Source organism: Acidiphilium sp., from assembly GCF_049977125.1.
In the GTDB taxonomy this organism is placed as follows: domain Bacteria; phylum Pseudomonadota; class Alphaproteobacteria; order Acetobacterales; family Acetobacteraceae; genus Acidiphilium.
Map to the genome: position 1 here is coordinate 6502 of NZ_JBMFGY010000071.1, position 10323 is coordinate 16824.

The window sequence follows — 10323 nt, forward strand, 5'->3', positions numbered from 1 at the left end:
GCGGCGGCTTCGACGCGCTCAAGCGCGCCGGCGCGCCGACCACACGGTAACCCCGGCCGTTTTTCATCTTTAAAATGTAATGTCGGAAATGTCATGGTGCGCGCCTGATTTCAATAACGACCCCGTTCGGAGGCGAGATTCACGACAACACGACGTTCCGAACGATTGATTCGCGATGCTTTCCCGGAGAATTACGCTCGTCTGGGTGAATCTCAGGCTACAGCATGTCCTTCGGTTGAAACCCCTCCTGCTCGCCACCGTTCGCGTATCGACCGGCATGCCGGTCCGGTGCCGCCCGCCTCATATTGTGGACGGTCTCGCCGTGGTCCGCCGATCCTCGGACATCGGTCGCCGGCGGCCGTGTTCTAAATCGGTGGTGGCGTGGATTTCATCCGCTCCATCGCGAAGCGTGACGACACATTACGTAGCGGAATCGCTGCGATCAGTCGGCGATAGAATGCATCATAGGCAGGGATGTCCGGCACCATGATGTGGAGCAGATAATCGACATCCCCGCTCATCCGCCAGGCACCGACGATTTCAGGCAGTGCCGCAACGACTTCAGCGAATTTGGTCATCCAGGCTTCCGAGTGGTCGGCGGTCTCGATCGAGGCGAAGACCGAAACCGGATAGCCAAGTCGTTCAGGCGAGAGCACAGCGACGCGTGCGGTGATGATACCGCCTTCCTCCATGCGCTTGATCCGTTTCCAGCAGGGTGTCGCCGACAGGCCGACGTGGCTCGCGATGACCGCAAGTTGGGTCGTCGAGTCACGCGCGATGATACGAAGAATGGCGCGATCGATCGTATCGAGTGAGATCGGTGGAGCAACAGGGGGATCTATCATGGCGCGAAAACTCCGGAAAAGAAATCTGTCTTCCGCTTGAGTGGTTTTCGTTAGAAAATCAATCTTATTCAACCGTTTTTTTGGTGATCGTGAAGAAAGCCATTTTTTATCTTCGAGTTTCCCGCTATATTTTTTTCAGGAGATGACATGATTCCGATTTCGCTCGACCCTCGTTTTGTACGTGTTGCGGTGGCAGGCAATGGTCCTCTCGCGCTCCGTCGGCTCCGCGCGTTACGCGCTGCCGGTGCTGAAAATGCGCTGCTTTTTTCCGACACGCCGGATGACGCAGCCGTTGCCATCGCCGGAGCTTCGTTGCGCCGCAACATGCCTGATGCCACCGATCTTGCCGATCTTCACGCGATTTGGATTGTCGATCTGCCGCGGGATGTGGCGGAAGCCCTGGCGACCCGGGCGCGCGGGCAGCGTTTGCTCATCAATGTCGAGGATGTCCTTCCGCTGTGCGATTTTCACTCGGTGGCCGAGGTGCGGCGCGGTGATCTGCTGCTGACGGTGTCGACAAACGGTCGCGCGCCCGGCCTCGCGAGCATGATCCGGCGCAATCTCGAATTGCGATACGGTCCGGAGTGGGGCGATCGGGTCGAGGAGATCGGCGCGCTGCGGGCGAGTTGGCAGCGTGATGGCGTCGCCATGCCGGAGGCCGCCCGGCGGATCGCTGCGATCGTCGCTGATCGAAAATGGCTGTGCGATCGCGTGTGCGATTTCGCCGAACGTCAAACTTTAGGCTGACATCATGACCAGGACCGCCAGATTGCCGCGGACCGCTCCCTTTGCGGTCGAGGACATTGCCGCGCTCGACCACGTCATCAGTCGCGCTTCAGTCTCGCAGCGCGCCTGGTTGACTGGATTTCTGGCCGGTATCGACGCCGCCCAGGCCGAACCGGCGCCGCTCGCGACCGTGCCGCCCAAGATCAGGCTGACCGTTCTGTACGCCACTGAATCGGGCAATGCCGAGGCGCTGGCCGCAGCGGCGGCGCATGATGCGCAGAAGCGCGGATTTGCGGTCAAGCTGCTGGATATGGCGGATATTGATATCGCCAGTCTCAGGGATGCCGTCAATCTGCTGATCATCACCTCGACCTGGGGCGAAGGTGAGCCGCCTCAGCGTGCCGCGCCGTTCATGCGCGCGCTCCTGGCTGACACAGCGCCGCGATTGGAGGGTGTCGGTTTCGCCGTCCTTGCGCTCGGTGATCGGTCCTATCCGCAGTTCTGCGAAACGGGTCGTCAGATCGATGCGAGACTCGAAACCCTCGGTGCCAGACGGGTGGCGCCACGACAGGAGTGTGACCTCGATTACGAAGCGCCGGCCGCCAGCTTTATCGGCGCCTTGCTGACCAAGCTCGCACCGCCTGGGGACGAAGGCTCTGTCGTTCATGTCGATTTCCACCGGACCGATGGTGGGGTCACGACACGATCCGCGCCGTTTGCCGCCGAAATCGCGGTGCTGCATCCGATTTCCTCATCGCGCGCGGACAGTGAAACCCTGCATCTTGAACTCAACCTCACCGGTTCAGGCATCACCTATCAACCCGGTGACACGCTCGGAATCACACCTGACAATGACCCCGCCCTGGTCGATGCCATTCTCGCCGCGACCGGGCTTTCCGGCGATGAGTCATTACGTGGGACGCTGATCCGTGAGCATGATATCACAAGCCTCACCGATAAACTCATCGCCGACTATGCCGCCCTCACCGGCGAGTCCCGCCTGGCTGATCTGGCGGCGCGCTCTGCGTTTCGGCCTGGTCGTCAGCCGGTCGATTTGTTCGAGACGTTCCGCAACGAACTTGCCGCGCCGCAACTCATCGGGCTGCTACGCAAATTGTCGCCACGTTACTACTCGATTGCCTCCTCGCAGAAAGTCGTGGGAGAGGCCGCACATCTCACGATTGCCAAAGTCGCTTACCACAGCGCCGAGCGCCACCGGATCGGCGTCGCTTCGGGCATGATCGCCGAGCGACGCCGCGTTGGTGACCCCGTCCCGATCCACATCAAGGCCAACCCGCACTTTCGCCTGCCCGTGGATCAAGACACTCCTATCGTGATGATCGGTGCGGGCACCGGTATCGCGCCCTACCGTGCTTTCCTGCAGGAGCGTGAAGCCACCGCGGCACCGGGCGCAAACTGGCTGATTTTCGGTCATCGTCGATTTTTGCATGATTTTCTTTACCAAGTTGAAATTCTGCGTTGGCTGAAATCCGGCGTGCTCGACCGGATCGATCTCGCCTTCTCGCGCGATCAACCCGAAAAACGCTATGTCCAGCATGTGCTTTGGGAACAGCGAGCGGCGTTGCGCGCCAAACTCGACGAGGGCGCCACGCTCTATCTCTGCGGCGACGCGAAATCGATGGCGCGCGACGTGGACGCGACGATCGCCCGCATCCTGGGCGGTGAGGACCTCGCCCGCGGTCAAGCCGAACGCGATGCGTTGATCGCCGCCGGACGCTATAAAAGGGACGTTTATTGATGCTCGACACCATCGCCGCGACCAACGCCCTCGATCACCTGCGTGACGCAATTTATGCAAATCGCGGCAGAATCGCCCTGGTTTCCTCGTTCGGCACCGACTCCGCCGTGCTGCTCGACATGATCGCCCGGATCGATCCTGGTCTGCCGGTCATTTTTCTTGATACCGGGAGGCTTTTCCCCGACACCATCGCGTATCGCAATGCACTGATCGCCCGGCTGCGCCTGTCGGATGTTCGCACGATCCGCCCCGATCCCGCCCATCTCGCCCGTTTCGATCGCGACGCCACCCTGTTCGCGCGCGACCCCGACCTCTGCTGCACGCTCCGCAAAACCATGCCGCTCGACACCGCCCTCAACGGGTTCGACGCCTGGATCTCCGGCCGCAAACGCAACCAGAGCATCACGCGCGCCACCATCGAGGCCATCGAAACCGGTCCCGATGGCCGTTCCATCATCAACCCGCTGCATGACTGGACCGCCGCCGATATCGAGGCCTATTTCACATCACGCCGTCTGCCCCGCCATCCTCTCCAGGCCGATGGCTTCGCCTCGATCGGCTGCCATACGTGCACAAGCCGCATCCAACCCGGTGAAAACCCCCGTGCCGGACGCTGGACCGGCACCACCAAAACCGAATGTGGCATCTTTCTCGCCCGCCCCGGCATCGCGGCGTGAGCGGGAAGGGCGGTGCCACGCCCCGTGACCGGCCCTGAAAGGACAAGCAATGATTGATACGCTTTCGCGCAACGAGGACATCAAGGCGCGGAGTGATTTTCTCCGGGGCACGCTGGCGGCGGAGCTGGGCGTCCAGGCCGAGGGCGGCCTGAGCGAGGATGGCAATCAACTGGTCAAGTTCCATGGCATGTATGTGCAGGACGACCGGGATCTGCGGCCCGAACGGGCAAAGCGCAAGCTGGACCGGGCCTATATGTTCATGGCGCGGCTGCGTGTGCCGGCGGGCGTGCTGACGCCGCGCCAATATCTCGCGTTGGACCGTCTGGCGAGCGAGCGCGCCAACGGCACGATCCGCCTGACCACGCGCCAGACGATCCAATTCCATGGCATCATCAAAAGCAATGTTCGGGCCGCGCTTCAGGCGATGGACGCGGCGCTGCTCGACACGATTGCGGCGTGCGGCGATGTCAATCGCAATGTGATGGCGGCGGCCAATCCGTATCTGTCACGCGCCCATGCCGAGGCAGCGGAGGCGGCAAGGCGGTTGTCGGCGCATTTCCTGCCGCGCACCGGCGCGTGGCGCGAGATTTTCATTGGCGATCAACGGGTTCTCGGCGGCGAACCCGAGGCTGAGCCGATTTACGGTGCAACCTATCTGCCGCGCAAATTCAAGATGACCGTGGCGGTTCCCCCGTCGAACGATGTCGATGTGTTCGCGCATGATCTGTCGTTCATCGCCATTGTGCAGAACGGGTCGGTGATCGGGTACGACGTGGTGGCCGGCGGCGGCATGGGGGCGACGCATGGCGAGCCGGAAACGTATCCACGCGTCGGCGATGTAATCGGCTATTGCCCGGCCGATCAATTCATCGCGGTCGCGGAGGCGGTGCTGACCATCCAGCGCGATTTTGGCGACCGCACCAATCGCAAGCGCGCGCGGTTGAAATATACGATCGATACGCGGGGGTTGGATTGGTTCAAGAACGAGATCACCCGGCGTCTTGCGGTGCCGCTGGAGCCGGCGCGTCCGTTTGCGTTCAGCGGCAATGGAGACTGCCTTGGCTGGCAGACCGATGATGAGGGGCTGCATCATCTCGGCCTGTTCGTCGAAGCCGGCCGCATTGCTGATCGCGGCGCGGTCCGGCTGAAATCGGCGCTCGCCACGATTGCAGGCCAGGCTGGTTATATCGATCGCGGGTCGATCATCATGACGCCGAACCAGAACCTCATAATCGGCCGGGCCAATGATGCCGAGCGGGCGGCGATCGAGGGCATTCTGGCCAGTCATGGGATCAGTCAGGCGGTTTCGCCGCTGCGCGCTGGAGCTCTCGCCTGTGTCGCGCTGCCGACTTGCGGACTCGCTCTGGCCGAAAGCGAACGTTATTTGCCGTCACTGATCACGCGGATCGATGAATTGTTGAGCGTACACGCCTTGTCGAGGCAGACGATCAGCTTGCGCATGACGGGCTGCCCGAACGGCTGCGCCCGACCCTACGTCGCCGAGATCGGCTTGATCGGGCGTAATCCGGGGCGGTACAATCTTCATATTGGCGGGGCGGCCGACGGATCGCGACTGAATTCGCTCTATCGTGAAAATGCCGACGAGGCTGAAATTCTGGACGCACTCGCGCCGCTATTCGCAGCCTATGCAAAACATCGTGCTATCGGCGAGGCATTTGGCGACTACGTCCATCGGGCCAGGATTGCAGGCAATCCTTAGAGCGATAGGCGATTAGGTTGACGCGGCAGCGGCACCATAATTGCATGAAATCGCGCGAACAAGCATAACGCCCTAATGGCTGCCGGTCGGGGGGATATAGAAAGTCTCCTTGGCTGTAAAACGGATGGGCAGGAGCCGATAGATCTGCTGTCCCTTGATTGTCGGATCGAAGCTGGTGCTTTCGATCGCGGCAATCGCCTCATCATCATCGGTCACGTCGCCTGACGAACGGGCGATCCCGATTTTGGTGAGTTGGCCCTTGTCGTCCACCATGAACTCGTAGAACCCGACGCGCGCGACGCCCGGCTGCTTGAGCATTTTTGCCTCCGTTGCGTCCATCGCCGCGATCGAGGCCGCCTTTAGCGGTGGAAAAGAACTGGGGGGAATGAAATGAGGCTGCCCGGCGCCGGCGATACCGGGGAAAGCCAGAACAGGTAACGCGACCAGCAGAAGCGGCAACAGTTTCATCGGCGCGACTCCAAGAACAGGAACAACTCATGATAACGAAGTGCGCCTGTTCTTGGCAACGCATCAACCGACGGGACAAACCCCCCGTGCGCTTGGCTTGCCATCCGGGTGGGATCTGATCGAAAGTGTTTCGGCACCGAAGCCCGCCGTCCCATGTGCGGGGAACGCTGTTTTGCCGGAAGGATAGCAATTCGAGGCCAGCAGATACGCCATCACCGCCGCATATTGTGTCGGGTCAAGTGAGGCCGGGTTGTTGAACGGCATATTCTGGGTCACGATGGTTCTAAGAATAGAGATCGTATAGCCATTTTTTGCAGCAGTGGTCAGAAAATCAGTCCCCGCAATGGCGGGTGCCGCGACTCCCTGCAAATCAACACCGTGGCAACTGGCGCAGTTTTCCGTATAAATCGTCTTGCCCGCCTTGGCCTGGGCCATTGTGTACGAGACGCCACCCCCCGACGTGGCGGCGACATCGATCAGCCGAACCGGCGCTGGCCTCAGTCCGATCCTGGTCGGTTGGACCTCGCCATTTGATGACGATCCCGCCGCATGACGGGCGCAAAGCTGCCGCGTCATGGCGGCCGCGTGACTATACAGCACCAACATCGACCCTTCCTGGCGAGCCCGCGCACTCCCCTCGACAGCGATCGATTTGTTGCGATCCGCCGACGCATGCCAGATCAACCAGCCATGAACGAGCCCGTAGCCGGCTGCACGGGGCATCTTGCAGCCGTTTTCCATCGACGCACCTTCCGGCACGCCGAGTTCAGTATTGGCGATCGCCCCCTCCATCCCGCCAAAAACATCATATTGAGACGTCCGGCCTTCGGCGATTTCGAGCACCTGCAACGCACGCGAGGCCGCAATTTGGAATGCGCTCAGCCCCTTGGCGCGCCGGGCATCCTGCAAATCCCCCACCGCCGCCTGCACATTGATCAACACGCCGTGGAGTGCGGGAACGAAGGGCGGATTGGCGGTGCGATCGAGCAGATGGTTCACCTGGCCGATTGCGCCGGCCGCATCGCCCGGATTAGCCTCATGCGGATCGAACTGGCGCGATTCCATGCCGACCAGAGCGTTAATCGCGCGTTGGGCGGAGGCGACATAGCCGGAAGGTCCGCTCGCAGTAGCGTTTTCAGCCGCCATGATCGTGGCGATCGCGGCCTTGATATCGGCAAGCGCCGCCTGCGCCCTGGCATGATCGGACAGGGGGCGATTGGCGGCGAATGCCGGAGGTGCAACGATGGCCAACGCCATCGCCGCACCAATAACACAACCCAGCGCCGATCGTCTCATTTCGACAATGCAAACATCGTCAACATCGTGCCTTTATTGTCTTTTGGCATGTTCGGCAGTTCCTGATTGCCGGCCGGCCCCGATGCGACCGCAACATACTCGGTGCCACTCTGGTTGAAGGCGACCGGCGGTGCAATGATCGGCGAGCCCGTGTCATAGCTCCAGAGCTGCTTGCCGTCAGTAGCATTGAACGCGACGAAATCGCCGTTTTCCTTGCCGGTGAATACCAATCCGGTCGAGGTTGACAGTGCGCCGCCGGCCATCGGCAGTTTTTCCGCGGTACGCCAGGCGAAAACGCCGGTATCGACATTAATCGCATTCATCTGCCCGGTGTTTGGACCGACAAATTTAGGGAACGCCCCGCCCAGATAGAACTGGCCCCCAATATAGACCACGTTTTTGGTCGCCCGCCAGAAGCCGCATTCGTTGCTGCTCGGCAGATAGATCATGTTGGTCTGAGGATCGTAGCTGCCGCCATTGTATTCAACCCCGCCATTGGTGTTGGGGCAGGCGACATTACCCTTCAGGCTTGGTTCGGTATTTTGATGATATTGCATACTAACGGCAAGGTGGTTGACCAGGGCGCCTGTTTGCGAGTTCAGCAACCAGAAATTACCGGCCTTGTCGCCATCAGCCACCAACGGCAGCACTTTGCCATCGACCTTGCCCTTGAACAGGATGGGCGGCATCACCGGGTCCCAATCATGCGTGTCATGCGCAATGAACTGGTGATACCAGACCAGACGGGGCTTGGCGCCGGAAATTTTCAAAGCGACCAGTGAATCAGTGTAGAGATTACTGCCCTTACGCGCAGGGCCATTGAAGTCGGGCTGCGGATTGCCCGCATTGCCGTAAAGCATGCCGGTTTTCGGATCGAGTGCCATCATTGTCCACACCGCGCCGCCACCACGCTTCCAGCTATCACCACTCCATGTTTTATGGCCGGGCTGTCCCGGTGCGGGAATGGCATTCCATTGCCAGAGTTTCCGGCCATCCTTTGGGCTGAACGCGGCGACATTACCGATCCCGCCCCAGTCACCGTCGGATACCCCAAGTAAAAGTTCCATTTTTCCTGTTTTTGGATTTTTATAAGGTAGCGGTGCCATTGTAAAAAATGAATTCGTCGTGTCTTTGACGTCAACCACGTCGAACACAGTTTTCCCGGTTTCTGCATTCAGGGCAATCAGGCGGCCATCAAGCGTCGCGAGATAGACATTGCCATCAACCAAGGCGACACCCCGATTGGCGGCGAACGAAATTACATGAGGATTATCCGAAAATTCCCACTTCAGCTTACCGGTCTTCACATCAATAGCATAAACATGGTCATGAGCGGAGGTAATATAAGCAACGCCATGCCAGATGATTGGCGCCGCCTCGATCGGACCGTTATCGGATACCTTGAACGTCCAGACCGGTTTGAGTTGTTCGACATTGGCGGGCGTAATTTCGGAGAGGTCAACATACCTCGTGTTGTCATAATTTTTGGCGCCCAATATCCAGTTCGAATTATCGCTCTGGGTCGTGACATAATCCTGTGCGGATGGAGTAACCGCACTTGCCATCGCTCCGGCGCGCGCAACTCCTCCAGATCCGATCATCAGAGCGACTGCCGCGACGCTCGCCATCATGGCAGATTTAGGCTTCTTCAGAAGAAGATTTTTCATCGTGGATGTTTCCCTAACCAAGGTTATTGTTTGATTATTTTCACTCAATGTCAGATCCGGACATTACCTCCAGACCGCCATGATGATAACGCTACCATAATTCTTATTTAATTCAAGCTTATTCTGATCGGCCGCGCAACCAACGTTGAAGCCGAATGAAGCGATGTGGCGAAGGCGGCGTGGCGTCCTGGTTTGCGGGGAAATCGCCGTGCGCGGTATCTTCTGATCGGGCGGTCATGACGAGGCGGGCGACGAGGTGCGGCGACAACATCAGGGTGCATTGTGCCAGGTGGTGCTCAGAGACTGCTGCGCTGATCGGTGTGGCTGAACAACCCTGATCAACGCCGTGTCGCGACCGGTACTCTCTTGTGCCGACGTGATTTGCCACTGATGTCGGTCAAGAAGGTCGCCCCGTGTCGTCCGCTCCGACTTTCCGGCACGAACCGATATGATCCGACTTGATGATTTATTGACGGAAACTGGTGCTGTCAGAGGGAATTGAACCCTCGACCTCCTCATTACCAATGAGGTGCTCTACCCCTGAGCTATGACAGCGGCGCTTCGTGAGCCCTGAAAGGCCCGTCCGCCGCGCGGGTATATCCAAAGGGGTGACGCGGCGCAAGCGTGGCATCAGGCCAGGATCGGGCGATCACCACGGTGGCGGGAGAATTGCCAAGTCTTCATCCTGGACGGTGGAATTTGACTTGTCGAACGCCGGGTTCGGGACCAAGCTTGTGGCATGGAACGCAGGGATGGACCGATTATCGATATGACGCCGTCAGGCGGCTTTGCCGGGTCGCCGGCACGGGGTCCGTCGTTCGGGGTGATTCTGGCGCGGGTGGTGGCGTTCACCATCCTGCTCGGCGTCGCAGCCCTGGTATTCTGGCTGGCGGTGTTCACGGTTCCAATCCTGATGGTGATCGGTCTCGCTGGGTATCTGTATTTCCGCTTCAAAATGGCGCGGCATGGCGGCCGGTTCGGGTCGGTCACCGTGCGGCATTTTCGCCGCTAGAGCGATATGCGATTAAGTTGACGCGGCAGCGGCAACATAATCGTATGAAATCGCTCGAAAAACATAAAACTAGAGCGTTACGCTGAAAGCATAACGCTCTAGAGCGATATGCGATTAAGTTGACGCGGCAGCGACAACATAATCGTATGAAAT

At 59.7% G+C, this 10323-nt stretch carries 9 protein-coding genes and 1 tRNA gene; 5 read left to right on the forward strand and 5 right to left on the reverse strand.

The window, feature by feature from the left end:
- Positions 1-365: 365 nt before the first annotated feature.
- Positions 366-845: an Lrp/AsnC family transcriptional regulator gene (locus ACP5E6_RS11570; RefSeq protein WP_427954393.1), complete on the reverse strand. Its 480-nt coding sequence runs from the start codon at positions 843-845 to the stop codon at positions 366-368.
- A gap of 147 nt (positions 846-992) precedes the next feature.
- Here ACP5E6_RS11570 and ACP5E6_RS11575 point away from each other — a divergent pair, with 147 nt between their 5' ends.
- Genes ACP5E6_RS11575 through ACP5E6_RS11590 form a run of 4 tightly spaced genes read left to right on the forward strand, consistent with a single transcriptional unit; the run spans position 993 to position 5727 of the window.
- Positions 993-1592 carry a precorrin-2 dehydrogenase/sirohydrochlorin ferrochelatase family protein gene (locus tag ACP5E6_RS11575; RefSeq protein WP_427954394.1) on the forward strand — a complete coding sequence of 200 codons (600 nt, stop codon included), beginning with the start codon at positions 993-995 and terminating at the stop codon, positions 1590-1592.
- A 4-nt stretch (positions 1593-1596) separates the two neighbouring features.
- Positions 1597-3330, forward strand: a complete 1734-nt coding sequence (locus tag ACP5E6_RS11580; RefSeq protein WP_427954395.1) for a diflavin oxidoreductase — start codon at positions 1597-1599, stop codon at positions 3328-3330.
- Positions 3330-4007 (forward strand): phosphoadenylyl-sulfate reductase, encoded by a 678-nt coding sequence (locus ACP5E6_RS11585; protein WP_427954396.1) that lies wholly within the window; start codon positions 3330-3332, stop codon positions 4005-4007. Before ACP5E6_RS11580 ends, ACP5E6_RS11585 begins: the two co-directional genes overlap by 1 nt.
- A 49-nt stretch (positions 4008-4056) precedes the next feature.
- A complete protein-coding gene (locus ACP5E6_RS11590) occupies positions 4057-5727 on the forward strand; it encodes an NADPH-dependent assimilatory sulfite reductase hemoprotein subunit (RefSeq protein ID WP_427954397.1) in 1671 nt (556 codons plus the stop codon).
- A 72-nt stretch (positions 5728-5799) separates the two neighbouring features.
- Here the strand turns inward: ACP5E6_RS11590 and ACP5E6_RS11595 are convergent, their stop codons facing one another.
- The 4 genes from ACP5E6_RS11595 to ACP5E6_RS11610 form a co-directional block, all read right to left on the reverse strand.
- Positions 5800-6195: an energy transducer TonB family protein gene (locus ACP5E6_RS11595; RefSeq protein WP_427954398.1), complete on the reverse strand. Its 396-nt coding sequence runs from the start codon at positions 6193-6195 to the stop codon at positions 5800-5802.
- Between the two features lie 63 nt (positions 6196-6258).
- Positions 6259-7452 carry a c-type cytochrome gene (locus ACP5E6_RS11600; RefSeq protein WP_427954399.1) on the reverse strand — a complete coding sequence of 398 codons (1194 nt, stop codon included), beginning with the start codon at positions 7450-7452 and terminating at the stop codon, positions 6259-6261.
- Between the two features lie 35 nt (positions 7453-7487).
- On the reverse strand, positions 7488-9158 hold the full coding sequence (locus ACP5E6_RS11605; RefSeq protein WP_427954400.1) for a pyrroloquinoline quinone-dependent dehydrogenase: 1671 nt from the start codon (positions 9156-9158) through the stop codon (positions 7488-7490).
- A 480-nt stretch (positions 9159-9638) separates the two neighbouring features.
- Positions 9639-9713: transfer RNA gene (locus ACP5E6_RS11610), tRNA-Thr, on the reverse strand.
- A 214-nt stretch (positions 9714-9927) separates the two neighbouring features.
- Between ACP5E6_RS11610 and ACP5E6_RS11615 the strand changes: the two genes are divergently transcribed.
- Entirely contained in the window at positions 9928-10170 is a 243-nt protein-coding gene (locus ACP5E6_RS11615) for a hypothetical protein (protein WP_427954401.1), read from the forward strand.
- Positions 10171-10323 lie beyond the last annotated feature (153 nt).